The organism is Tolypothrix sp. VBCCA 56010 (assembly GCF_050875635.1).
Taxonomy (GTDB): domain Bacteria; phylum Cyanobacteriota; class Cyanobacteriia; order Cyanobacteriales; family Nostocaceae; genus Hassallia.
In genome coordinates, this window is record NZ_JBPAOH010000001.1 from 77,848 (window position 1) to 102,274 (window position 24,427).

At 41.4% G+C, this 24,427-nt stretch carries 24 protein-coding genes and 3 tRNA genes; 11 read left to right on the plus strand and 16 right to left on the minus strand.

The genetic code is table 11. The features are described 5' to 3' along the window. Positions 1 to 13 precede the first annotated feature (13 nt). Positions 14 to 2,716, plus strand: a complete 2,703-nt coding sequence (locus AABK37_RS00305) for an ABC transporter substrate-binding protein (RefSeq protein ID WP_432549629.1) — start codon at positions 14 to 16, stop codon at positions 2,714 to 2,716. 201 nt (positions 2,717 to 2,917) lie between these two features. Here the strand turns inward: AABK37_RS00305 and sir are convergent, their stop codons facing one another. Both sir and AABK37_RS00315 read right to left on the minus strand, forming a co-directional pair. Next, positions 2,918 to 4,948: a sulfite reductase, ferredoxin dependent gene (gene sir / locus AABK37_RS00310; RefSeq protein WP_432549630.1), complete on the minus strand. Its 2,031-nt coding sequence runs from the start codon at positions 4,946 to 4,948 to the stop codon at positions 2,918 to 2,920. A gap of 290 nt (positions 4,949 to 5,238) precedes the next feature. Continuing rightward, positions 5,239 to 5,775: a hypothetical protein gene (locus AABK37_RS00315; RefSeq protein WP_432549631.1), complete on the minus strand. Its 537-nt coding sequence runs from the start codon at positions 5,773 to 5,775 to the stop codon at positions 5,239 to 5,241. A 435-nt stretch (positions 5,776 to 6,210) separates the two neighbouring features. Between AABK37_RS00315 and AABK37_RS00320 the strand changes: the two genes are divergently transcribed. Further along, positions 6,211 to 7,176, plus strand: coding sequence for an ADP-ribosylglycohydrolase family protein (locus AABK37_RS00320; RefSeq protein WP_432549632.1), 966 nt, complete (start codon positions 6,211 to 6,213; stop codon positions 7,174 to 7,176). A 46-nt stretch (positions 7,177 to 7,222) separates the two neighbouring features. Here the strand turns inward: AABK37_RS00320 and cutA are convergent, their stop codons facing one another. The 4 genes from cutA to AABK37_RS00340 all read right to left on the minus strand — a co-directional run bounded on the left by cutA (position 7,223) and on the right by AABK37_RS00340 (position 10,545). Beyond that, complete coding sequence (gene cutA, locus AABK37_RS00325) at positions 7,223 to 7,555, minus strand: divalent-cation tolerance protein CutA (protein ID WP_432549633.1); 333 nt, start codon at positions 7,553 to 7,555, stop codon at positions 7,223 to 7,225. A 234-nt stretch (positions 7,556 to 7,789) separates the two neighbouring features. Continuing rightward, positions 7,790 to 8,839 (minus strand): transposase, encoded by a 1,050-nt coding sequence (locus AABK37_RS00330; protein ID WP_432549692.1) that lies wholly within the window; start codon positions 8,837 to 8,839, stop codon positions 7,790 to 7,792. A gap of 19 nt (positions 8,840 to 8,858) precedes the next feature. Continuing rightward, positions 8,859 to 9,743, minus strand: a complete 885-nt coding sequence (locus tag AABK37_RS00335) for a hypothetical protein (protein ID WP_432549634.1) — start codon at positions 9,741 to 9,743, stop codon at positions 8,859 to 8,861. Positions 9,744 to 9,885: 142 nt separating this feature from the next. Continuing rightward, a complete protein-coding gene (locus AABK37_RS00340) occupies positions 9,886 to 10,545 on the minus strand; it encodes an Npun_F0813 family protein (protein ID WP_432549635.1) in 660 nt (219 codons plus the stop codon). A 310-nt stretch (positions 10,546 to 10,855) separates the two neighbouring features. On the opposite strand from AABK37_RS00340, the gene AABK37_RS00345 reads away from it, so the two are divergent. Both AABK37_RS00345 and AABK37_RS00350 read left to right on the plus strand, forming a co-directional pair. Continuing rightward, positions 10,856 to 10,928, plus strand: a tRNA-Arg gene (locus AABK37_RS00345). Between the two features lie 66 nt (positions 10,929 to 10,994). Next, positions 10,995 to 11,651: a group I intron-associated PD-(D/E)XK endonuclease gene (locus AABK37_RS00350; RefSeq protein ID WP_432549636.1), complete on the plus strand. Its 657-nt coding sequence runs from the start codon at positions 10,995 to 10,997 to the stop codon at positions 11,649 to 11,651. 288 nt (positions 11,652 to 11,939) lie between these two features. Here AABK37_RS00350 and AABK37_RS00355 read toward each other — a convergent pair. After that, positions 11,940 to 12,011: transfer RNA gene (locus AABK37_RS00355), tRNA-Thr, on the minus strand. A 90-nt stretch (positions 12,012 to 12,101) separates the two neighbouring features. Next, a tRNA-Tyr gene (locus tag AABK37_RS00360) sits at positions 12,102 to 12,182 on the minus strand. Positions 12,183 to 12,483: 301 nt separating this feature from the next. Between AABK37_RS00360 and AABK37_RS00365 the strand changes: the two genes are divergently transcribed. Then, entirely contained in the window at positions 12,484 to 13,026 is a 543-nt protein-coding gene (locus tag AABK37_RS00365) for a Uma2 family endonuclease (RefSeq protein WP_432549693.1), read from the plus strand. Positions 13,027 to 13,124: 98 nt separating this feature from the next. On the opposite strand, the gene AABK37_RS00370 is transcribed toward AABK37_RS00365, so the two are convergent. Both AABK37_RS00370 and AABK37_RS00375 read right to left on the minus strand, forming a co-directional pair. Then, a complete protein-coding gene (locus AABK37_RS00370) occupies positions 13,125 to 14,933 on the minus strand; it encodes an ABC transporter ATP-binding protein (protein WP_432549637.1) in 1,809 nt (602 codons plus the stop codon). A gap of 201 nt (positions 14,934 to 15,134) precedes the next feature. Further along, the gene (locus AABK37_RS00375; RefSeq protein WP_432549638.1) at positions 15,135 to 16,013 is read right to left on the minus strand and encodes a DUF6816 family protein; all 879 of its coding nucleotides are present in this window, start codon (positions 16,011 to 16,013) and stop codon (positions 15,135 to 15,137) included. A 562-nt stretch (positions 16,014 to 16,575) separates the two neighbouring features. Between AABK37_RS00375 and AABK37_RS00380 the strand changes: the two genes are divergently transcribed. From AABK37_RS00380 to AABK37_RS00395, 4 genes are all read left to right on the plus strand, one after another. Then, the gene (locus AABK37_RS00380; RefSeq protein ID WP_432549639.1) at positions 16,576 to 17,448 is read left to right on the plus strand and encodes a DUF4388 domain-containing protein; all 873 of its coding nucleotides are present in this window, start codon (positions 16,576 to 16,578) and stop codon (positions 17,446 to 17,448) included. Further along, positions 17,448 to 17,993: a GTP-binding protein gene (locus AABK37_RS00385; protein WP_432549640.1), complete on the plus strand. Its 546-nt coding sequence runs from the start codon at positions 17,448 to 17,450 to the stop codon at positions 17,991 to 17,993. The genes AABK37_RS00380 and AABK37_RS00385 overlap by 1 nt, the downstream gene beginning before the upstream one ends. A gap of 155 nt (positions 17,994 to 18,148) precedes the next feature. Further along, positions 18,149 to 18,709 carry a roadblock/LC7 domain-containing protein gene (locus AABK37_RS00390; protein ID WP_432549641.1) on the plus strand — a complete coding sequence of 187 codons (561 nt, stop codon included), beginning with the start codon at positions 18,149 to 18,151 and terminating at the stop codon, positions 18,707 to 18,709. A gap of 202 nt (positions 18,710 to 18,911) precedes the next feature. Then, positions 18,912 to 19,373, plus strand: a complete 462-nt coding sequence (locus AABK37_RS00395) for a hydrocarbon-binding protein (RefSeq protein WP_432549642.1) — start codon at positions 18,912 to 18,914, stop codon at positions 19,371 to 19,373. 93 nt (positions 19,374 to 19,466) lie between these two features. Here AABK37_RS00395 and AABK37_RS00400 read toward each other — a convergent pair whose 3' ends face one another. The 3 genes from AABK37_RS00400 to AABK37_RS00410 all read right to left on the minus strand — a co-directional run bounded on the left by AABK37_RS00400 (position 19,467) and on the right by AABK37_RS00410 (position 21,307). Continuing rightward, the gene (locus AABK37_RS00400; RefSeq protein ID WP_432549643.1) at positions 19,467 to 19,589 is read right to left on the minus strand and encodes a hypothetical protein; all 123 of its coding nucleotides are present in this window, start codon (positions 19,587 to 19,589) and stop codon (positions 19,467 to 19,469) included. A 135-nt stretch (positions 19,590 to 19,724) separates the two neighbouring features. Further along, a complete protein-coding gene (locus AABK37_RS00405; protein WP_432549694.1) occupies positions 19,725 to 20,177 on the minus strand; it encodes a ChuX/HutX family heme-like substrate-binding protein in 453 nt (150 codons plus the stop codon). Between the two features lie 176 nt (positions 20,178 to 20,353). Further along, entirely contained in the window at positions 20,354 to 21,307 is a 954-nt protein-coding gene (locus AABK37_RS00410; protein ID WP_432549644.1) for a PhoH family protein, read from the minus strand. 477 nt (positions 21,308 to 21,784) lie between these two features. On the opposite strand from AABK37_RS00410, the gene AABK37_RS00415 reads away from it, so the two are divergent. Further along, entirely contained in the window at positions 21,785 to 21,910 is a 126-nt protein-coding gene (locus AABK37_RS00415; protein WP_432549645.1) for a hypothetical protein, read from the plus strand. Positions 21,911 to 22,002: 92 nt separating this feature from the next. Here the strand turns inward: AABK37_RS00415 and AABK37_RS00420 are convergent, their stop codons facing one another. Continuing rightward, positions 22,003 to 22,446: a KH domain-containing protein gene (locus AABK37_RS00420; protein ID WP_432549646.1), complete on the minus strand. Its 444-nt coding sequence runs from the start codon at positions 22,444 to 22,446 to the stop codon at positions 22,003 to 22,005. After that, a complete protein-coding gene (gene rpsP, locus AABK37_RS00425; RefSeq protein ID WP_432549647.1) occupies positions 22,409 to 22,669 on the minus strand; it encodes a 30S ribosomal protein S16 in 261 nt (86 codons plus the stop codon). Before rpsP ends, AABK37_RS00420 begins: the two co-directional genes overlap by 38 nt. 115 nt (positions 22,670 to 22,784) lie before the next feature. Between rpsP and AABK37_RS00430 the strand changes: the two genes are divergently transcribed. Next, a complete protein-coding gene (locus AABK37_RS00430) occupies positions 22,785 to 22,919 on the plus strand; it encodes a histidine kinase (protein ID WP_432549648.1) in 135 nt (44 codons plus the stop codon). On the opposite strand, the gene ffh is transcribed toward AABK37_RS00430, so the two are convergent. Then, the gene (ffh, locus tag AABK37_RS00435; RefSeq protein ID WP_432549649.1) at positions 22,916 to 24,373 is read right to left on the minus strand and encodes a signal recognition particle protein; all 1,458 of its coding nucleotides are present in this window, start codon (positions 24,371 to 24,373) and stop codon (positions 22,916 to 22,918) included. The two genes, AABK37_RS00430 and ffh, sit on opposite strands and share 4 nt — an antisense overlap. Positions 24,374 to 24,427: the final 54 nt, after the last annotated feature.

Here is a 24,427-nt window from a genome sequence, read left to right on the forward strand (position 1 = left end):
CAAAGAAAAAATAATGAGTAAACCACAGCAATACTATCAAGTAGGAGGGACTTTAAAACCTGACGATCCGAGTTATATTGAGCGACAAGCCGACATAAATCTTTATGAAGGGCTAAAAGTCGGGAAGTTTTGCTACGTATTCAACTCCCGGCAAATGGGTAAGTCTAGCTTGCAAGTACGAGTTAGTAAAAAATTAGCAAATGAAGGATTTCGCTGTGTTTTAATTAGCTTGGATAGTTTTGGCGCTAGAGGAGTTACCCAAGAGCAATGGTATTATACTTTTATTCAAGATTTAGCAGATAAATTTGAATTACCAACTCAGCGATTAGAAACTTGGTTGCATGAGAGCAGATATTTAGCACATGTGAAACGCTTTAGTGAGTTTTTGGAAAAGATATTACTACCAGAAGTTTATCAAAATATTATTATTTTTATTGACGAAATCGATACTGTTCTCAGTTTAGATTTTCCGACCAATGATTTTTTTGCTTTCATTAGATATTGTTATAATCAACGAGCTATTAATCCTAACTTTAAACGAATTACCTTTTGTTTATTGGGAGTAGCTACACCTTCCCAATTAATTCAAGATAATCAGCGGACACCTTTTAATATTGGTGAAGCAATTCAACTAAAAGGTTTTTCATTTGCTGAAGCTCGAACTCTAGCTCAAGGTCTAAAAAGTAAAGTAACTGATTATAAAATTGCTGAAGTAATTATTCAAGAGGTACTTAATTGGACTGATGGTCAACCTTTTCTCACTCAAAAAATATGCCAAATAATTGTTAATGATGAACAAATTATTCCTGTTGACAAAAGACTGATACGTAAATGGGTTGAGCAATTAGTTACATCGCGCATAATTAATAATTGGGAAGAGCAAGATAATCCACAGCATTTAAGGACTATTCGCGATAGAATTCTTAACAGTAAAGAGCCAACTATTAAGTTACTTAAACTATACCAAAAAATTAGGCAACAGCAAGAATTACCAGTTGACGACAGTCCCGAACAAAGTGAATTACTTTTGTCTGGATTGGTATTAGAAAATAACCGAAAATTCAAAATTTATAACCGCATTTATGAATTTGTGTTTGATTCACAATGGGTTAGTGAATTATTAGCAGATAAACGACCTTACGAAGAAGAATTACTAGGATGGCTTTCTTCTGATAAAAATAAATCTTGGCTGTTGCAGGGGCAAAAACTACGAACAGCAATGAAGTGGTGTACTGGCAAAAATCTGACAATTGAAGATTATCAATTTATCAATGCCAGCCAAGAATTAGCAATAAAAAACTATCGTTGGCGTTTTCTCTGGGGAATACCTGCAAGTTTGTTAATCTTAGGATCTGGCTTCTTCGTATGGCATAACTGGCAAAAAATTACTGGTCAAATAGTGCAAATAGTGCAAGATGTAACTCCTCCATACTTCTTAGAGCCAGAACTATTTAGCCAAGGAGAGAAGACTTTTGGTCTAGGCGATGGAAATTCTAGTTCACAAGCTGCTATTGTAGCTTTTAAAAATAAGAATTACCCAGAAGCTATTAAGCAATTTGCAAGAGTTAAAAATATTGATCACAATAATCCAGAATTAGAAATTTACTATAATAATGCACTAGCGCATAAACAAGGTAATTATCTGACTTTGGCAGTTGCTTTATCTATAAATGGTCGCAGAGAATCTTCTATAGGTATTTTGAAGGGAGTCGCACAAGCGCAGGCTAATTTTAACAAAAAGGGGGGATTAAAAGGTAGATTATTGAATATTGTAATCGCCAATGACAGTAATAACCAAATCCAAGCGCAAAAAGTCGCCCAAGAATTGGTAAAAGATCCAAATGTTATTGGAGTAATTGGGCACAATGATAGTCCAGTAACTAAAGCTGCACTTTATAAGTATGAAAAAGCTAGTTTGGCAATCATATCCCCTACTAGCACCAGTACTGGTTTAAATCGTACAAAAGATAAAGCAAATAGAGTTTTTTTTAGAACAGTCACTTCCGATCAAGCTAGTGGTGAAAAATTAGCTGATTACGCCATAAAGAAGAACATTAAGCGAGTAGTTATTTACTATAGCTATAAAAATATTTATAGTGAAAGCCTAATGCAAGCCTTTGAAACATCCTTTAAAAACAAAGGTGGAATAGTTGTACGAGCTAAAAATTTGGCAGATCCGAAACTGGATGCATCTCTTGAAGTGTTACGTAGTGCAATTCAGGATAAAGCTGATGCAGCTATCTTTTTTTCAAATACGGAACTAACTTACAAAGTAATTGATATTGCTCGCGCACAACAACTTTCCAACTTGCCTAGAAAGCTACAAATGCTGGGAGGAGATTCTTTGTATGCTTCACAGATTTATGAAGAACCTGAAAAGGCTTTTGAAGGCTTAATTTTGGCAATTCCCTGGTTTAACGAATCATCCAATTCACAACAACCTAGATTTATAAGAGAAGCTAGGGACAGATGGCAATTGAAAAAATTTAGCTGGCGAATGGCTACTAGTTATGATGCAACTTGGGCTTTTATTAAAGCTATGTCTTTGTCCGACAATCCCTCTCGAAAAAGTGTACTTGAAAAACTCCCATCTATTGACCTTTTGCCTGATGAAAGTTCCGGAGATGGACTAAAGTTTATAGAAGGTGAGCGTCCACAAGAACCAGTCCTGGTTAAAGTCGTTAACGGTGATTTTGTAAAAGTGGATGAAAATTAGTTCCCATCTAATTCTTTCTTTTCTTCTTTGCGACTCTGCGTCTTTGCGTGAGGAAAAAATTATTTACAGCAACTTTCATCATTTCTAACAAACACTCTGCGTTACTCTGCGCTTACCTCAGCTACCTGGTGCGTTTAAAAACACAAAAGTAAATAGCCCCCTCTCTGCAAACAAAGAGGGGAAAATAAAGCGCGATCTGGCTTACGCTTGATTCTCAAAGTAAGCTTCTAGCGCTTTGTTCACCAACTCACTCATCGGTTTACCTTGACTGGTAGCAGCTGCTTTCAGCTTGACGTACATATCATCTTGAATGCTGACTCGATGCCGACTTTTACTGCTGGCAATGGTAGTATTAGCGATCGCTACCTCTTTCCCTCCACTTTCTTCTACCACCGCACCAGTTGTAGAATCTGCCATCGTTTCCACCAAACCATCGCTATCATCTGTAATTTCTGGCTCCCCAACAACTTCAGATTCGTAATTAGCGGCAAATTCCCGAAGCGCATCAAACCCAACGCGATCGCAAAAATCACCAAAGCTTTCCCCAGATTTGCGCGACTGCTTGAAGAACACAAAAATCGGCTCTAGCTGCGTTTCTATGTCGTTGTGGTGCAGCCTTTCCATATAAGGTAACGCCAACCGAGTTTGATCTGGTGAACCCCCTAACCATACTTGGTAAGCTTCCGGTGCGCTACCGACAAAACCCAATTCTGCCATATAAGGACGAGCGCAACCGTTCGGGCAGCCTGTCATTCTTACCACAAAATGTTCGTTTTGTAAACCCACTTTATCTAATGACGAGCGAATTCTTTCTAAAATACCTGGTATTGCTCGTTCTGATTCGGTGATTGCCAAGCCGCAAGTCGGCATCGCCGGACAAGCCATCGCATAACGCACCAAAGAATCTATTTTACCAGGGTCTGTGACGACACCATGACGCTCTAGAATCTCTTCAATAACTTGTTTTTTCTCAGGTTCAATATCGAAGAGAATTGCGTTGTGATGCGGTGTCAAGCGGATGGGCAAGTTTAATTGTTGAACAACTTCCCGCAGTCCGGTTTTGAGTTGCAGAGAACCTTCATCTTTGATGCGACCATTTTCGATGGAAATGCCTAAAAACAGCTTACCATCGCCTTGTTCGTGCCAGCCCAGGAAGTCTTGATATTTCCATTCTGGAAGTTCTTTGAAGGGTGTGAGTGACTTACCAAAGTATTCTGCAACCTTTGACTTGAATTTTTCAACCCCCCAATCGTGGATGAGATATTTTAGTCTAGCGTGACGCCGGTCAGTGCGATCGCCATAATCTCTTTGAGTCGCAACAACCGCTTTAACTATCTCGTAAACGTCATCTTTCGTTACATAGCAAATCGGGTCAGCCATGCGTGCGAAGGTTTCTTCTTTGTTGTGCGTCCTTCCTAAACCCCCACCAGCAAAGACGTTAAAGCCTTCTAATTCACCCTTATCATCGGTTATTACCACCAAGGTAAGGTCTTGGCTATACAAATCAATCGAATTATCTCCCGGAACCGTCACGCAAACTTTGAATTTGCGCGGCATGTAGAGATTACCGTAAATTGGTTCTAAGCTATCTTCAACAATCGACTTACTATTATTTTGTCGTGCTGCCTTGACTTCTGGCTTTTCTTCGGCACTAATTATTTTTTCTCCATCCAGCCAAATATCGTAATAAGCGCCGGTTTGCGGTTTGAGCAAGTCAGAGATATTCTTAGCATATTCCCAGGCATACTGATATTCTGGGCGATTTTTGAATGGTGCTGGGCAAGCCATAACGTTACGATTGACATCACCGCAAGCGGATAAAGTCGAACCCATACTTTTGACCATACCAGCGATCGCCGCTTTGAGATTTTTTTTCAAAATCCCGTGTAACTGAAACCCTTGACGGGTAGTTACTCGCATCGTATGGTTGCCATAATCATCGGCGAGCTTGTCTATAGTTAGATATAATTGCGGGGGAATAAAGCCACCCGGACTGGTGGTTCGCAGCATAAACTGGTAATCTTTTTCCTGTCCCTTTACGCGATTGTCGCGGTTATCCTGCTGGTAAGAACCGTGAAACTTGAGGATTTGTACCGCATCTTCGCTAAAGTGAGTAGTGTCCTGAAGTAGTTCGCTGGCAACAGGTTCGCGTAAAAAATTACTATGTTCTTTCAGACCTTCGACTTTGGAAGGCTTACGGTTGGCGGTAGGAGCAGGAGCAGATTTAACCATTAGAGTTGTATAGTGTTCTCAATAAGGCATTATTAAAAGCCGTTGCAGCTAGTTATTAGCACTTATTCGGCTATCGATCCCCGGTAATTCGGTCGGAATAAAGAGGAATATTTTACATTTTAACATGGCAAAAGCTGGGTTTATCAGTGATGCAACACTTAACAAACCCAGCAATATTTTATCTGGTTATGAGTCGCTTCTAGAAATTGGTTGAAGCTATGATTTAAACCAAAGGGTAGCGCTAAAAGTTATAAGAGTCTTGTGTGAGGAGGCTGACGGTAGATTATATTTTACTTGAAGCGAACACCGACACCAGTTTGGATGCTCAGAGCAGAAGCAGGGCTATTTTTGTAGGCATCAATTCCTAAAGTAGCATTACTGTAGAGCAAGAAATTTTTAGTAACTTCAGATTCTAACCCAGCAGTTACAGCTACGCCATCTTTGTTACCGAGGGGACTTGGTTTACCGTTTGCTTCCACAAAAGAGTAACCAACACCTAAAAAGGCGTTGGTGTTTTTAGCAATACCCACATCAGCGGAAACTTGGGGGATAATAGCAGTTGTTTGGTCGCTCCAAAGAACATGACCGCGTGCTGAAAATGGAGTATCTCCTAATTTCAAGCGACCTGTAAGATTACCACCAAAAGTTGCCGCATCACCTGTTTGTCCACCGTTGGTAGTGCCAACTGCCACACCAGCACCAACATAGCTGGCATCAGTACCATTTTTGGTTTCAGCAGAAGCTTGACCGGCAGAAAGAAAAATAGGAGCAACTACTAAAGAAGACAATGCAGAAATTGTCACAAAAGACTTGATAAAGCGCTTCATAATGTCACCGAATTTGTAGGTGTTGCATTTAAGCTCTAGGTCGATAATCAATGAAAAAGGTTCCAGAAAATTTCGATAATTTCTGAATAACTTGTCACTATTAATGCACGTCACTGAGAAGCTAATTAGCTAGAAATATTAATAAGCTGTTATCATTACGGAGATTTGTCTTTACATCCGGCATTTTGTCACATAAATAGACACTTTGTTAACTGGTACAAACTTGAGAAATAAAAGTTTGTCTACTTCAGTCAAAAAAACAGTCTTTATTAACGGTGTAATTTATAAATTTAGAAGTAGTCAATATAAAATGTAGGGTGCGTTACGCTCTCGCTAACGCACCCTAATACAATGGTTTTACGTTTAATTTGGTTGGTCTACTTATCAAGTGCGGATATAAAGTTGATTGTTGAAAATTATCCCAGTGAGTAAATAATGCTAACTACGACAAAAACGTTGTCTGGTTTGATGGGTTTGTGCATCGGTGATGCTTTAGGTGTCCCAGTAGAATTTACTAGCCGTGCTGAACGAATTAAATCGCCAGTAACATCGATGCAGGGTTATGGAACTTGGGATGTACCACCAGGCACATGGTCTGATGATAGTTCGCTGACGTTTTGTTTGGCAGAATGTCTTTGTAACGATTTTTCGCTCGATCGCATCGCTAATTCATTCTCGCGTTGGTATCATGAAGCGTACTGGACTGCTCGTGGTGAAGTATTTGACGTTGGTAACACCACATTTTTAGCGATCGCTAACTATAAACAAGGAATTCCACCTTTGGAAGCCGGAGGAAAGACGGAAAATAGTAATGGTAATGGTTCTTTAATGAGAATCTTACCTATGGCTTATTGTCACAAAAGCTTAACTTTTGCAGAATTGATTTCGCGGGTACACCAAGTTTCTTGTATTACTCATGCTCATATGCGATCGCAAATAGCCTGCGGTATATATATCAGTATCGCAGTTTGTCTTTTGCAAGGAGTTGATCCGCAAACAGCTTATTTACAAGGTTTAGAAAACATTCGCCAAATTTACTATATTAAGGGTGGGGTAACCCCACCCCTCCCATACGCTTTAGAAATGCCCCATTTTTCCAGAGTCTTCAGCGGCGAAATTGACAACTTACCCCTCGAAGAAATTCGTTCTAGCGGCTATGTAATTGATACTTTAGAAGCGTCGCTTTGGTGTTTGTTAAATACTTCTAACTACGCGGAAGCGGTATTAACAGCGGTAAATTTAGGTGGAGATACTGATACTACTGCCGCTGTAACTGGTGGGTTAGCGGGAATTTACTATGGGGTGGAAAATATTCCCTCAGAATGGATTTCGCAAATTGCCAGAAAAGAGGACATTATTAATTTAGCAGAACGTTTGGCAGCGGCTGTTTACGCAAAGTAGAGACGAAGCATGTGGAACGTCTCTTGTGAGGGTTACGGTGTTTTTATCAGTCCTTAATTTTGACTTGTTCGGCAATCCATTCGAGATAGGGTTGAGAACCGGCGACAATGGGTAGGGCGATGATTTCCGAGACTTCGTAGGAATGCAGTTCGCGAATTTTGGCTTCTAAGGTGGGAAATAGCGCCAAATCGGTTTTAATCAACAATTGCCATTCTTGCTCTTTGTGTAGTTTTCCTTGCCAAATATAAATTGAGTGAATTGGCAGTAAACTTACACAAGCGGCGAGTTGAGCTTCTACAAGAGCATTAGCGATCGCTTCTGCTTCTTCTATTGAAGCAGTTGTCACCAATACCACACCATAGCCGACTGAGCTATCCATATCAACCTAATTAATAATTATTAATTCATAATTCATAATTAAAAAGGGTTTGTACCCGGTGCAATCTTGATCGCAGTTTTGTTTCAGGTGGGGTTTAAATCCCCATTTTAAACATAATTATAAATTATAAATTATGTCCGCATGAATTTTTAACAACTCATAAATTGAATAATAGTTATGAGTTATAAGTTATGAGTTTGTAATTGCTAATAACTTATAACTCATGACTAATGATTAAACAGGAGACAAAGAATATACCTGACCATCAATTAACAATCGCGTGATCCCCTTAGCTTGCAGATGAGTTCGCGCTTTGTGGAGCATTTTACTATCTGGAACTTTAATTACGCGATCGCGCTTGGTAGAAAAGCGCTTTGCTACTCGGTGGTTATCAAATATCGGCAAAGTTCTTTGCTGAGTTTCGATGGTGGGAATTTGCCCCAAATCGCCAAAATCTTTCAGCGGTCGAGTGATTAATTCTGAGGAGCGATCGATTACTAAATAGCAAGTTTTGGGCAAATGAGCTGCCGACAACGGCAAAACTTGCACCGCTATATCACCTAAAGCTCGTCTTGTGACTAAAGGTCTTGTCTCCTCAAAGTCGTCATCATCCTCATCAAAATCATCATCATCTAAATCGTCGTCTAAATCGTCCAAATCCTCTGACTCGTCTAGCAAGTCTTCGCCGAGCATTTGCGCTATCACGGTCGGGTTTGGACGTTCACCCTCTAACATTGGGCTAGGAATACTAGCTATTTCCTGGGGTTTTTGTTCTAAAAGTTCTAATTGCTCCGCTACTGTAGGTCTTGGTATCGGTGTCGGTGCTGAGGAACGCCGGCGCACCCGTATGTTAGCGGCTGCTTCTGAGTCGGTTTCATCTTCTTGGTAAGGTTGTGCCTCTACCACTGGTTGTGGAGGCTCAACAATTTTGACTTTTGTCGGTGCGTTGCGCGGACTTGGCAAAGAAGTTTTCGGCTTTGGTGGAAAGCTTTCTTCCTTGGGAGTTGCTTTCACCTCGACTTCTTTGACTTCTTTTTCTTTTTGTGGTATAATCCTCGATTGGACTTGATCGTAGTTTACCTGCGCTCTGCCTTCAGGAGTTCGGGCAGCCCGCTTTAAAGAAACGAGGTATTCGTACTCGTCTTCTGGTAAAGTACTTTTGAGCAAGCGACTAATTGTCGAATTACTAACTTCATAGCGTTCTGCCAAAGTTGAAGTTGTTTCGGCAGTCTCTCGATATAACTTAAGAATTTCTTGTTTATCAGAATCTGTTAGTTTTCTCACGGTAGACACCAAATTTTTGTTAAGCTCGTTTTCGTCCGCCGGTACGCCGCGATCGCACTTTAGATGCGTCATATTCTAAGGTAGCGCCCATGCCAAATAACACTCCACTCATTACCCAAAATACCTCTAGTATCTCTCCACTTTGATAATTGGGAATCCAATTAGTGGCATATTGAAACCACATATCTGCTATGTAGAGCGAAAACGCTGCGGCTGCAATCATTCGCCAAGATAGAGAAACTCGTCCGCCCCAAAAAGCTAGCAGTAGCGTGGTGGCGATAATTAACAATAACACGTCGCTGACAATGTAAACAGTACTTAAAATCAAAGCGATATTTTCTACCCCTGATGGCACTTGTTCGCTGATATCTACTCCTTGTGGTTGCTGAGAAATCAGCCACGCCAAAGCGCTGCCAAATGCTGCAATTGCCGACACAATCATCCAGTGCCATTTTTCCAGATTGAGTCGCGAAGATGCAACTGCTAAAATCATGCCTACACCAAGGAACAAATAAGTTACCACAAAAAATACATCACCTAGGGAAACGATTGGCTCTTCTTTTAATACTATTTCCGTATAGCCGAAAAATATTCCGCCGAGAAAATAAGAAAGCATCCCGATGCCAATTGCCAGCCAAACATTGCGATCGCTGACAATTTGCGGACTGCGCCAATTCCTTAAGCATAATATCCCAGCACTTAAATAAGCCAATGCTTCAAAAATATTTGTACCAATTACGTACCAGGCAGCACGACTTTGTGTGCCGTCTGCTCCTGGAATTTTGGCACTAAACAACAAAAAGTACAATAGTGCCAGCACACCCCAGGCAATACTAGCCAAAACGATGTTTCTCGTTTTGAACAGGGATTTAGTCGGATATGAATTGTTGTAAGATGCTCTCATATAACTTAACTGTATAAATACATTCACAGCAGTATTTTGGCAATTGGGTGCAGTCAACGGTTGATGTGACTAAAGGGTTTATTTAACTTCAAAGCGTAGTCGAAAATTCTTTCACCAAAAGAAACTGCCGATGATATGTTGGTTATTGCCATAGTTTACTCAGTGGAGATTGATTTAGCCAACTGATAAAGTGCGATCGCTCTCCCGATGGCATATCTTGTAACGTTCCAGCCACAAGTTTTGCAAAGTTGGCATTGCCAAAATATCCTTTCCCCAATCGATGCAATTCTTGCAAAAGCAGAATTACATGATTTTCTTGCCAAGCGGGAAGTTTGGCTAACTGCAATGGGTTGGTTGTCAGCAAGTTACGAGCTGTCTCTGATGAAGATACCTGGGGAAATTGCTTTTGTTGCAAAACTTCCGCAATATCTTTCTCAAATAATGACGCTTGTCGAGTCCCTAAAAGCTCTTCAATGTCAATATAAACCGCTTGCAGTAGCAATAAACTCGCTTGGATCAAAATTCCTGTCTTGCTATGACTACCAGTGTCACTATCTAGTTGCTCTAAACGGATTTTACCCCAAACGCTGTAGCGCTCCGGTTCCTCCAGCAAGACACAGGCTTTACCTCGGTTATCAGTTAATTCCCTCCACAACGCTCTAGCTTCTTCCTCTTGATTAGCCTTGAAGACGCTAATCAAACGAAACGTTAGCCCCTGATAATAAAGGATCGGCACTTGCTGATCCCGTTTTGGGTGCTGAATCGACGATATTTCAACATCCTGCCGTTTGAGAATAAACATGACACACCGAAATTAACTTTTGACAGGGGCATTCTTGATATGCTATCTATAATGGCACCGCAAGCTTATTGGCTCATAGTGCTTTCTTCTGGGCTTTTGGTTTGAGCGCATCCACCCTCACCAACTTATTCACAAGACAATATACAAGCGTGCAATACTCCCTAATTGAACGTTTTTCGTCTAAATTGGTAAGAACGCAACTTCTTCAAGCCACTCGAAGTGAAAATGCATAATCTATAATAGATTGCATTTTGCCCTTAAGCACATATATAATAGACGCTGACTCTTTCGAGGGACAATAATTTAATTTGGGTGTGTAACTCAGGGGATAGAGTAGCTGCCTTCTAAGCAGTCAGTCGCAGGTTCGATTCCTGCCACACCCGTTTGAACTAAATACGAACCCTCAAGCATAGTAGGATGATACGATTAAGTCAGATTGAGGGTTCATTTTGCTGCATCATACTAAAAACAAAGGTGATATTGCTGCAACCAAAGCGATCGCAGACCTAACACTGAAAGGATACTTAATTCTTACACCCGTCGTTTGCGAACATTTACCTTTTGATTTTGTTGCGTACAAAGATGACAAATTTTACAGAATACAAGCTAAATATTCTGGAGACAATAGAGTAGTAAATAAGACTATTTGGGTGGATAAAAACGGTATCCACCGCAGAAAGTATAATACAAAAGACTTTGACTTTTATGCTGTTTATCTGCCTGATATAGATAAAGTTGTTTATCCATCAATTAACTTTGGTGGTTGCTGCATCAATACCCAAATACCTAATTCAGCTACACCGTTTTACTGGTGGGACGATTTTACAGACTTTACTAAGGAAGCGCTGAAGCGCACTTATAAAGAATTTGGTGTAGACTTAACAACCAGAAAGGTTAACCCAGACTCTAGAATTCACACTAGAAAAGTAGAAAGACCATCAAAAGAAGAACTAGAAAAACTAGTGTGGTCAAAGCCTACAGCGCAAATAGCAAAAGACTTTGGTGTTTCTGATAAAGCTGTAGAAAAATGGTGTAAGACTTATGGTATAGAGAAACCCCCTAGAGGATATTGGGTTAAAAAGGCTTATGGGAAAATAGAAGAATAGTTAAGCGATATCTTTTTTAAAGAGGTTTCATCTGCTCAAGTACCTTGTTGTCAAGATACTTTTGTTCAATCATATCAACAGAGTTATCACACCATTTAGCCACTACAGCAGTGGGAACTCTCAATTTTGGCTATGAATATCATGTATTTTACAAAATCGTAGCCAAATCATAGCCAAAAAAACAAGTAGGATATCCAATAATAGACAAAAAAAGCAAGATAGGATGCTCAAAAAGCAGAATTTTGAACATCCTATCGTCTGAAACCTTGATTTTTCATACTACAAAAAAGCCCGTGACGAGGATTGAACTCGTGACCTCACCCTTACCAAGGGTGTGCTCTACCACTGAGCCACACGGGCAAAATAGCCTTAAGATAGGGATTTGTTAATTTCTCAACTATGCTAACGCATAATTCAATCTAAAATCAACACTGATGATTTGTAGTGAGATGGGCCGAGCTGGATTTGAACCAGCGTAGCTTTCGCAACGGATTTACAGTCCGTCTCCATTAACCACTCGGACATCGACCCATTTATCTCACGATTATTAATAGTACCATAAGGTTTTAGAAATGCCAATAGTTTTTGCAAATAAATTTGCGGAAAGTTGAGCCAGTCGCATGGGCGGGTCTCCCGCGCCAGGTGCTACAACGGGGGGAACCCCCGCAACGCACTGGCTTGACTTGGGCGACCTGGCGCCCGTCGGAGGTTTCCTCCGTTCGCCCTTGGCGTTGCCGCAGGCATCAAAGCTTTACAAGACAGAGTAATGGCATTGCCGGAACAAAACGTACAATAAAGCTAGGTTTAGAAAGGTAATGTGAGCGATTCGGCAATGAAGACGCTAGCTAAATGGTCTGTGGATGACTATCATCGCATGGTTCAAGCGGGAATTCTGAGCGATCGCCGTGTAGAATTGCTCTTTGGCGAAATTGTTGAAATGAGTCCAGAAACCCCGATTCATTACAGTACGGCAAAACGAGGCGCGAAATACCTAGAGGAGTTACTCTTAGGTAAAGCCGATGTTCGTTTTAATGGACCGATTACATTATCTAACTCTGAACCTGAACCAGATATTGCGATCGCTCGATTACCAGAGTCAGCTTACAACAATCGCCATCCTGCACCTGAAGATATATTTTGGCTGGTAGAGGTTGCCAAAACAAGCTTGAAGAAAGATTTAGAACTTAAAGCTTGTATTTACGCTGCTGCTTTGATTCAAGAATATTGGGTTTTGGATTTATCTGCAAAGCAAATAATTGTATTTCGAGAACCATTAGACGGTAATTATACTACAGAACAAATTATTGTAAAGGGAACGATTACACCGTTGGCATTTTTAGAGATTCAGGTATCGGTTGAGAAACTGTTGGGTTGAGCAATAACGTTGTTGAATAAACTAAAAATTTCCGTACAATCATCCTTTTGAGGATATTATACGGAAAAAATTCTGATGTTATTCAAAAAACAAGGGGGTTAACTCAACAATTCTCCAGTCTCTTGCAGGGAGTGCAAGCGGCGGTAAATTCCTTCATGACGCAACAATTGATCGTGACTACCCACTTCAACAATTTTACCTTGATCGAGAACCACAATTTTATCTGCTTCGCGGACTGTACTCAAACGGTGAGCAATAATTATTGTAGTACGAGTTCCTTGAATCGATCGCATGGCTAATTGAATCAATCTTTCAGACTCGTAATCTAAGCTAGATGTCGCTTCGTCAAAAACTAGCACGTCAGGTTCAACTAATAATGCCCTAGCAATTCCTAAACGCTGTCTTTGTCCTCCAGATAACCTGACACCACGTTCACCGACAACTGTGTAATAACCTTCGGGTAAAGTGCGAATTACGTCGTCTAATTTGGCAATTCTACACGCTTCTTCAACTTGCGGAAAACTCGCTTGTCGATTGCCATATCTTAAATTTTCCAGCAAAGTACCGTTAAAAACGTCTACTTCTTGGTGAACGATCGCTAATCGTCGGCGATAATTACCAACATTTAATGTGATAATATCTTGCCCATCAATTAATATCCTCCCATGATTCGGATCAAAATAGCGAAATAGCAACTTCACTAAAGTAGATTTCCCGGAACCGGATCGCCCAACCAGCGCTACTGTCTGATATGGTTCTATTAACAAGTTGATGTCTTCCAGAACCGGACGGTTAGTATCGTACCCAAAAGTTACGTTAGAAAACTCAATTTTGCCGGTGAAACTATAAGCCGATTCAGTTTCTACCAAACTAGCTGCATCTACTCCAATCGGCTGCTTCATTAATTCGTGATACCCCAACATTGAAGCATAACGACGAGCAAAAATCTCTGCTAAGTTGCTGATAGGTTCCAACTCGGCATAAGCCATGCTGGAAACTGTTAAAGTCGTGAGAAAGTGTCCTAAGGAAATTTGACCTTTTACCGTAGCTGCTAAAGTTAAACCTAGTATTGCAAACACGCAAAACTGAACGAATGCCGTTCTAAAAGTACCCAGCTTGATGTAACCAAGATGGATGCGGTAATCTACTACTTTAAACTCGCGGTCAAGTCGTTCTTTTTGGCGTTTAAATTCTAGTGGTTCTGTAGCAAATGCTTTAACTGTTTTGATGTTAGTGATAATTTCTGAGTTGCGGCTTTGGGTATTTTCCATGTATTTATCTAGCCGTCGTTCTTGTTCCATCAGCTTGTTTAAATCTTTCAGGGTGAAGCTGAGGATTACCACGAACGAAATCAGAAATAGTATAGCAATCCGCCACTCAATCAACAAGATAACTACAAAAATTCCCAATACTCTAAATAGTTTGGGAATCATTTGTCCGGCAACTTCCGGGTAAGTCCAAGTATGATTTTCTAAACCTCTAGCTATTTTCCCAGCGACGCGTCCGGGATTGTTTTCATCGTAAAACTCTAGCGGCAAAGTGAGTATTTTCGCTACCGTTTCTTTAAAGTGATCTCGCCTGGTACGCAAAGCAATATCCCAATGAAACCACCAAGTTGACCAGATTTGAATTGGCGCTCTGGCAACGGTAACTAAGAAGATTACAGTCATTAGCACTGCCAAAGATGATAACCGATTTTGTGGTAATTTAATCAGGTTAACTATTGCTGCGATCGCATTCTGTATTACATTATCTAGCGGTTGTCCGGAAAGTACGTTTAAAATCTGCCCTGTGGCATATGGTACAACCAAATCGATAATTTCAAAGATGCTCGCTGCGGCAATACTAAATATAACCGCTACTCGATAGCGATCGTAATATTTGATAATGTCTCTAAATTTTGCCATAATGCACCCTATTTAATGAGGTAGAGACGTTCCAACGGAACGTCTGTACAAAACCGCTGGAACGTCTGTACAAAAGTGATAAGTTGTGTTTTCACTTTTCACTTTTCACCCTTAACTCTTCACTACTTGACATTGCAGTTGAGCCACGGACTTTTAATAATACATTTGTAGTATTTTGTAGTCAAGGAGTACTAGAGTAAATCATCCTTTGGGAGTAGCTAACACTTGGGAGGGAAAAAATTCTAAGCGATAGCGATAAAGTGCGACTGGATGAGAGCCGGCTTTGAAGTAATCTGGATCTTGCGGTGAAAGGTAGACAGCAGTCACTTGATCTGCTTCTATCACGGGATTAGATGTAGAAAGTTTGCGGTAAGCGGTTGTTGATTCTACGGAGTTGAAATAAGGATTAGAACCACCTTTAAATAGCTGCTGAAAGACTTCTGTAGTGATGAACTTATTATCCGGTGTAGTTTCTGTAGCGCGTGCGGTGACAATAGAAACTAACTGAAGATTGCCTTTTAATAAGGTAATTTGACGATTGGGCGATTTTGGATCTACTTTGACTGATAACACGCGATCGCCTAAATAAGTCCGTGCTAAATTCAAGCTATTAAATGCCCTATCTGCAATTACAACGGGCAATTTGTTATCTATCCGAGGTATGAGTTTTAAACCGGAAATAGGCAATTGCTGTTTTATAAATCGTACTGGAAAACTCACAGGTTGATTTAGCTGTCCGCGATTACCTTCAAAACCAGGTGTGATTATATCTGGTGCTAAAGGTGCAGCCAAATCTATTAAAGTACTTTTAAGCTGCCAATTACCCGCCATCCAATCAGGATAAATCAAATCACCTTCAGGCGATCGCACCGTAGTTATTTTTTCCCACCGAGGAAAATTCGCCAACCTTTGACCCTTCGGGTCAGCAAGTTTCCCATCTCCTGTCGGAGACGCTACGCGAACGACGCAAAGCGCCAAGACGGGAACTTGCTGACTTAATTCTCCCGCTGCTGCTTCTTGACCAGACAGCAGAAATAAAACAATTAAGCAAACACTTAAAATCGCTTTCATAGCAAGCATTAGAGATATATATTGCAAAGTATTAATTTTTATTTGATTAAAAACTCATTTAATTAGAAATTTTATTAAACTTTCTTTATTAAAATTAACATATACAGCAATAAACTAAACAAATACATAACTTCCCAATCTAATTTATTGGCGTTACACAGAAGCAAGCAGAGCTAGAATAAGAGCGAATTTGTCCTCTGTGATACCTACTCACTGCTGTTTTTGAAGTTTTAGGTAAGTAAGTCCTGATGATTCTCCTTAATTAAGGTATTATTGAATTAAATAGTGTCATTTAATGTGTATAATACGTAAAAAATTAAGTATTTATACTTAATAACCTGATTTTAATTATTTAGTGATTGTAGAATTACTTATTTTTAAAGCTTGACCGTATATTATGCTTCTATGGGGTGCTATAGATAAAAGGCAAGTAGCTTTGAACTAAAATCAGGTATAAAACTTGCTCTTGAGCCGGCTGGTGCTTTAACGGAGGTTTCCTCTGCAACGCACTGCCTGAAAAGATTTTTAGGGTGCTATTTCAAATAAATTCCTATTTATAGTTCTTGAACGAATGAGCCTATCTAGTTCTTTTACGGATTTTTCCTTAGCGGAATTATTCCAACTGATTGACCAAGGGCGAAAATCAGGTTGCTTGAGTGTGTGTACTTTACCAAACCTTCATGCTGCTGGATCTAAATCCCTACATTACTATATTTGGTTTCGCCAGGGGCGTATTGTCGCTGCGGCTAATCGCTTAAATGGTCAGGAATTAGTATCTAAGATAATCAAAAGAAAGTGGTGTAACCCAGTCAGAGAAAATATTACTAGAAGTGCTACAGGAACACCTTTGGGTTTAGAGTTGAAAACCGAAGGATTGCTGAGTGCTGAACAGCTCAATCTATTATTTGCCAGTCAACTGCAACAAGTTCGAGAACTGTTTGAAATTCAAACCGGTGTATTTAAACTTGATAGCAAGGCTACTTTGCCTTGGACAGAGATGACAGGATTAAGCCTAAGAGCAACTGAAGTAGCGCTGATGGCTTTGAGAGCATTGAAAAACTGGGAAGTATTAGCTGATGTACTTCCAGATGTCAGTTCTGGCATTAAAAGTATTACACAAAACAAACCACAATTTCGCTTGAATCCTTTCGAGTGGCAAGTGTGGGAATTTGCGAATGGAAGTGTTGATTTAAGTGCGATCGCAACTCAACTCAATCAACCTACATTAATAGTTCAACAAGCTGCTTTCCGGCTAATGCTTGCAGGTTTGGTAGAAGAAGTTTCTTTGCAGCAATGTACACCCGAACTAAATAATTACCCGATGGATGAAAGTCAAGGAATTGCGTCTAGCTGGGGACAAAAAAAAGTTCCAGAACCAAACATGCTGAAGGTAAGTACAGCATTTTTACAAAATTTAGTCGGCTTTTTAAGGAGTAAAGCTTAATGGAAATCCTACGCATAGTAATTACGGGTGGCGTAGGTGCAGGCAAAAGTAGCTTGATTCGCACAATTAGTGAAATTGATGTTGTTGACACGGAGAAGGAAGTTACTGATGAACTAGCAGAAATTAAAGCTAAAACTACCGTAGCTATGGACTTTGGGCGGATTGTCATAGCAGCCAATCAATCACTGCACCTTTATGGGACACCAGGACAAGCGCGATTTGACTTTATGTGGGACATCTTGATTCGTAAAGCTCAAGCTTACATCCTGTTAGTAGCTGCACACCGCCCCGATCATTTCCGTTTTGGTCGCAAAATTGTCAAGTTTATGAATCAAAGGGTGCAAATTCCTTATTTAATTGGGGTGACTCATACTGACTGTGCGGATGCTTGGGAACTCGAAGATGTGGCGTTAGCTTTGGGATTTGTCGATGAAACTACTCGACCGCCTTTGTTAGCTGTAAATGCTACCGAAACAGCTTCAGTAAAAGAAGCATTAATGGCGATCGTTTTAGAATTAGCCAAATCTTGCCAGCATCAACCTTAACAAACAAAGCGAATGCAAAAAAAAAGAATGCCAAAAGTAAAAAAGGATTCTTGCTTTTGTTAGCGTTTTCCTTTTAACTTTAATTTGTCTTAGTAGTAAATTATCAAAAAGCATCTGATGGAAATAACTTTATTGGAATAAGCAGTTTACCGCCTATGCCTTTAGGCAAAATCCTGAAGCTACTCGCAGAGGCATTTCAGAAAACGCCTACTGAGTCTGTAAATGCATCAAAATTGCCAACAACGGAGAATACGACCTTACCGACAACTACCGAAAATCTCGAAACGTTACCAATAAGTACGGAAAACAGGGAAATAGATTTACCAATAATTTTGGAGAAAAAAGTCATGATTAACACTTCGATACTACAAGACGAACTGCAAAACTTTGTTAGCGGCACCTCTGATGTTCAAGGCGCAGCTTTAGTCAGTCCTGATGGCTTGGCTTTAGCTTCGGTGCTACCTGGAGGTATGGACGACGAACGTACCGCTGCAATGTCTGCATCTATGCTTTCTTTGGGCGAACGCATCGGACGCGAACTGTCTCGCGGTAATGTTGAGCGGATTGTCGTCGAAGGTGAGAAAGGCTACGGAGTTTTGGTTGGCTGTAGTAATGACGCTGTTTTATTAGTTCTCGCTAATGCATCGGTAAAACAAGGCTTGTTGTTTCTAGAAGTTAAACGAGCCGTTGCCAGAATAGCACCTTTGCTTGGTTAGCTAATAACACGAAGCAACCCCTATTCAGATTTGTGGATTGCGGATTTTCTCTCTTAAGTTGCCATTATTAATTTACAACTAATTTGTAACTTTAATTTTGGCAAAATAAAAGAAAAAATTTGGAAAAGATGTAATGTCCATATTCCTTAAGTTTTCAACCTGAGACTGCACAAATAAAAAATGAATTTTAGGAGAATCGTTTATGTCACGTCCAATACTGGGAGATTTCAGCAGTATAGTTTGTTTCAAGTCGGCAATTGTCGGCATGGAAGATGCTTTGGGTGAAAAGGCAACAGCGATCGCTTTAATTTCAGCCGGTCGCAGACGTGGTAAACTTTTGGCACAAGAATTAGGTTTAGCAGGTGCAAACTTGTCTTTAGATGATATTGCCTCCAAACTTGGGTTTGCTTTTGGTAAAGATGGTACTCGGTTGTGTATCATTAATCGTATCAAAGCCGAAGGAGATGTTATCAAAGTTTACACTAGCGAAACTTTATGTTCTACGGGGGAACCTCAAGGTTCAGACCGTAAATGTACTTACACCCTCGGTGCTATTTGGGGGGCACTACAGCAAACCTTTGGCAAGCGCTTTCAAGGAAAACACACAGAATCGGTACTTCGCGGTGGTGAGTACGATGTATTTGAGTTTACTGAAATGAATTGAGAATTGGTAATTGGAGATTGGGCATAGGGCATAGGGCATTGGGCATAGTAGTAAAATGTAGGGTGCGTTAGGGAACCGTAACGCACCCTACCTTCAAAGAAGATAACGCTTTTCTCCCAACTCAGTTAAAATCGCTTCAAACCGTTGCCAAGTGACCGGCTGGAGGGTTACTTTTTGACCAGGTTCTAATTGCAAGCGGATGGAAGTTGTTAACATGGCAATTTTCTTTCCGTTGCTTGTAAATATTTATTATTGCACTCAAGCTCTAAAGATCGCGCGATCGCGCACACCCAAGGTAAGAAGTGCCGATACCAGACAGTGACAACTTGTGAACCAATTACCCATTCCCGATTACCCATTAATCTCTGTCAACGGTGCAGGTTGCCAAACTTCTCCATACTGTTCTCGTAAAGCGTGCCAAGCTTCGACTTGACCGGGTTCATATTCTCCCGGTTTACCCCATTGTAAAAATAAACTTAAAGCGGCTTCTTGTTTCTCATCTAAAAAGCGGATGGCATAAGTGGTAAAATTGCCTCGCTTCGCTTCACCCGTTTCAAATTTCACCTGAGTAATTTTATCCATATTCAAGTGAAATTCAAAACCTTCGGTGTGCATATTAGCATATTTACCTTTGGGTAACTCTGCATAAAACAGCTTTTCTATTTTGCCACGCGCTTCTAATACAGCAGCGCTGCTAGTAACAATTAAACGTAGAGTTCCTAGAGTTTCGCAAGCTTCTAAAAATTCTTTTAAAGTCATAGTTGGGTGTTGGTTGTTAGTTGTTAGTTGTTGGTTGTTGGGCATGGGGCATGGGGGAGGCAGTGCGGTCTTGGGGTCTCCCCAAGTGGAGCACCTGCCGTCATGGGGCATGGGGCATGGGGCAAGCGTCCAAGTGGGCTGAGATCGAAATTTGGCTTTATTCCCATTGCCCATTGCCCATTGCCCATTGCCCATTGCCCCATGCCCCACTATCCACGCTTTTATTTTTCGTGTTGTTCGTAAGCAGCGACAATTCGCTGAACTAAAGCATGGCGCACGACATCTTTTTGAGAAAATTCACAAAAGGAAATGCCTTGAACATTCTTTAAAATATGTAACGCCACCGATAATCCAGATTCTTGGTGAGGTAACAAATCGGTTTGTGTTATGTCACCTGTAATCACCATGCGAGAATGAAAGCCCAAACGAGTCAAAACCATTTTCATTTGAGCGGGTGTGGTATTTTGAGCTTCGTCTACAATCACAAAAGCGTTGTTGAGAGTGCGTCCCCGCATGTAGGCGAGGGGTGCAACTTCTATTACACCGCGTTCCATCAAATTCGGTACTTTTTCGGGGTCGATAAATTCATTGATGGCATCGTAGAGCGGACGGAGATAGGGATTTACTTTTTGTTGTAAGTCTCCAGGCAAAAAGCCGAGTTTTTCACCGGCTTCGACGGCAGGACGAGTTAAAATAAGCTTTTCAAATTCGTTGGCAAGAAGTGCTTGCACGGCAACGACAACAGCGAGGAAAGTTTTACCAGTACCAGCAGGACCGATGCAGAATGTCAAGTCTCGCTGACGTAGAGCGTTAATGTACTGTCGCTGGCGAAAGGTTTTGGCACGGATTTCTTCTCCCTTCCGAGTTCTGGCAAGAACATCTCGCTGCAACTCGTGTAACTCTTCAGTGCGATCGCTATCCAAAGCCTGACGAGCTGTTAAAATATCGGCGCTAGTGATGGTATTACCACTAGTCCACAAATCTTCAAGCGATCGCACTAATCGAGTAGCTAAATCAATTTGTTTATCTGTACCAGCAATGTGTAATTCCTGTCCCCGCAGCACCAGGTTAGCTCCTGTTTGCCGGGATATGGTTTTGAGATTTTCTTCATGTTGTCCCGCTAGCGCGATCGCGCTTTCGATATTCGGCAGTTGAATTGGCAAGGCAGCTGCCATAGTATTTCTTATGTGTGAGGAATTGTTCTTTATAAAGGTTAAGATTTTTTTGGACGTTGGCGTAACCTGCACCCAGAGCGCGATCGCACTTGGCGCGATTTAGAGGAAAAACTGATACGGTAAACTTAAGTACAACTAAATATTTTAATAGTTAGACCTGTTTACTAAAACAAGAGACGCGATCGAGAACGCATCTCTTACTTGCTGGTTTTTGTTGATGGGTGTTTCCCATCTGTTCAATCAAAAAAAGCATTTTGTGTATGCAGATAGCTTACCAAAAACCGCTTAATTTAGGGTCGCGTGGCTTGCCACACGACCTTAAATATAATTTTGGGGATAAATGTCAAAATAATTATTAACTCATAATTCATAATTCATAATTAAAGAATCGGTAAAGCGCGAACACGCTCTTTTTTAATGAGCGCGGTCAACAATCCCGTCGAGAGTTCAAGCTCTCACTGATTGAAATTATGAATTATGAATTATCAATTACGAATTACGTTGACTTTGCCACAAGTAATTCTGAGGAAAGGAAAACTCAAAATAATTGTTACGGCTTATCCCCATGTTGTACCGATGCCAAATCTGAAAATTCTTCAATAAACCCGCATAAAGGCGTTTACCGTAGGATAGCGGGCTTATTGAAGACGATGGGTGTGGACTTTACTGCGTAACCGCATAAAGTAATTTACTTTTTAGTTGAAACTAGAGCGGACGCGGGGTTTAACAATAGGTCGTGAGTCGTTTCCTTCTCTTGGTCTCGATTTCGGTGCTGGTAATCGCTCTTCCGAGTCTTCATCAAAAGACATACCTTCTCGACCTTGGGCATTACTGCCGTAGATATCTAGGTATACTGATTGTCCAGCTGTTTCGGCGGCTGCGGCAATAACCGTGCGAATCGCCTGGATATTGCGTCCTCCCCGACCAAACACTTTTCCTTTATCTGCGCTGTCGAAGGCTATGCGAATCCAAACTCGTTTGAGGATGTGAGAAATTTCACAATCGACGCTCAAAGACTGCGGAGATTCCAAAAACGGCTGCACTAAAAACTTTACCAGCCTAACGTAGTCAGGACTGGCTGTCCTCAATTTTGTTTCGTCGTTATGATGCGGCTTTTGCACTGAGCTGTTCAAAAACATTAGCTTTTTGTAAGATGCTACGCACGGTGTCAGTTGGTTGAGCGCCTTGTTGCAGTCGCTTCACGATACCGTCAACATCGAGTCGCACTTCATCGGTTCTGGGGTTGTAGAATCCAAGTTCTTCTAGGGGACGACCATCGCGGCGATCAAGGCTGTTAATAGCGACAATACGATAACTTACTTCCCGTTTTTTTCCGTATCGCTTCAAGCGCAGTTTAATCATGATTGAGAAAATATTCTCCTATGCGTGACCTATCAGTTTGTAGCTTGTTGATGCTGGAATGCTAATTTTAGCACTAGCCTAGCATTAACTGCTAGGAGTCAATGGGGAATGGGTAATGGGTAATGGGCAATGGGTAATGGGGAGTGGGGAGACAAGGGGACAAGGAGACAAGGAGACAAAGAGGAATTACCTATGCCCAATGCCCAATGCCCAATGCCCTATGCCCCATGCCCAATGCCCCATGCCCTAAAGATTACCAAAGCCTTTTTTCTTTTTATCTTTCTTTTTCTTTTTGGTAGTTGCAGCGCCAGTATAACCTCGCCATCCTGGGGCGGGGGGACGATTGCCTGCTGGGTAGGGATTGCCCATACCACCGCCGAACATACCGGGCATACCGGGCATACCACCACCTTGACCCATTTGCTGCATGAGCGATCGCATTTTTTGGAAATCAGCTACCAACTTACTCACATCGGCTTCTCTATAACCAGAACCACCCGCAATTCGTCGGCGTCGGCTGGGAGAACTTGCCAACAAATCAGGATCGTGGCGTTCCTGTTTAGTCATCGAGTTAATCATCGCCTCACAGCGTTTTAGCTGGGTTTCTCCCTGCTTGAGCTGATCGTCTGATAGCTTGTTCATCCCTGGAATCATCTTGATGATACCACCCAGCGATCCCATGTTTTTCAGCAGGCGCAACTGTTTGAGAAAGTCAGTAAAATCGAACTTTGCGGAAAGGATTTTCTCCTGCATTTTCTCGGCATCTGCCAAGTCGATTTCTTCTTGGGCTTTTTCTACCAGCGTTAAAACATCGCCCATTCCCAGAATTCGCGATGCCATCCGGTCAGGGTAAAATGGTTGCAGAGCCTCGACTTTTTCACCCACGCCGACAAACTTAATCGGCGCTCCGGAAATTTGCCGCACTGATAAAGCCGCACCACCACGGCTATCGCCATCGAGTTTGGTGAGAATCGCTCCAGTAATGCCGATTTGCTCGTGGAAGGTGCGGGTAAGATTTGCCGCTTCTTGACCGGTCATTGAGTCCACTACCAAGAGCGTTTCGTGCGGTTGGACTGTTTCTTTGATGCGGGCTAACTCTCCCATCATCTCTTCATCAATTTGCAAGCGACCCGCAGTATCGATAATTACTGTATCAACACCTTCTGCTCGACCGCGTTCGATACCTTGACGGGCTATTTCTACTGGGTCAGCATTGCTTCCCAGTTCAAATACTGGCACGTCAATTTGCTTACCCAGTGTTATTAGCTGGTCAATAGCTGCCGGACGATACACGTCTGTTGCCACCATTAAGCAGCTGCGTTCTAATTTACGTAAATGTAAAGCTAACTTAGCTGTGGCTGTAGTTTTACCGGTTCCCTGCAACCCAGCCATCAGCACAACGGTGGGTGATTTTTCAGCTTGTGCTAAGGGAACATTCACATCCCCCATTACCTGCACCAATTCATCGTAAACAATTTTAATGAACTGTTGGTCAGGTCGCACGCCTGCAATCACATCGGCTCCCTGAGCCTTTTCCTCGACATCGGTAATAAAATCTTTGACTACCTGAAGATTGACATCTGCTTCCAACAAAGCGCGACGCACTTCACGCAAAGCGTCTTGAATGTTGGATTGGGAAATTTTGTCCTGTCCTCGCAGTTTCTTCCAGGCAGCTTCTAAACGGTCAGATAAAGCATCAAACATAATTTGGTTACAGGTAGTTAGCCGACAAGGAAGCTAGCAATAGCGTTTGGGTGC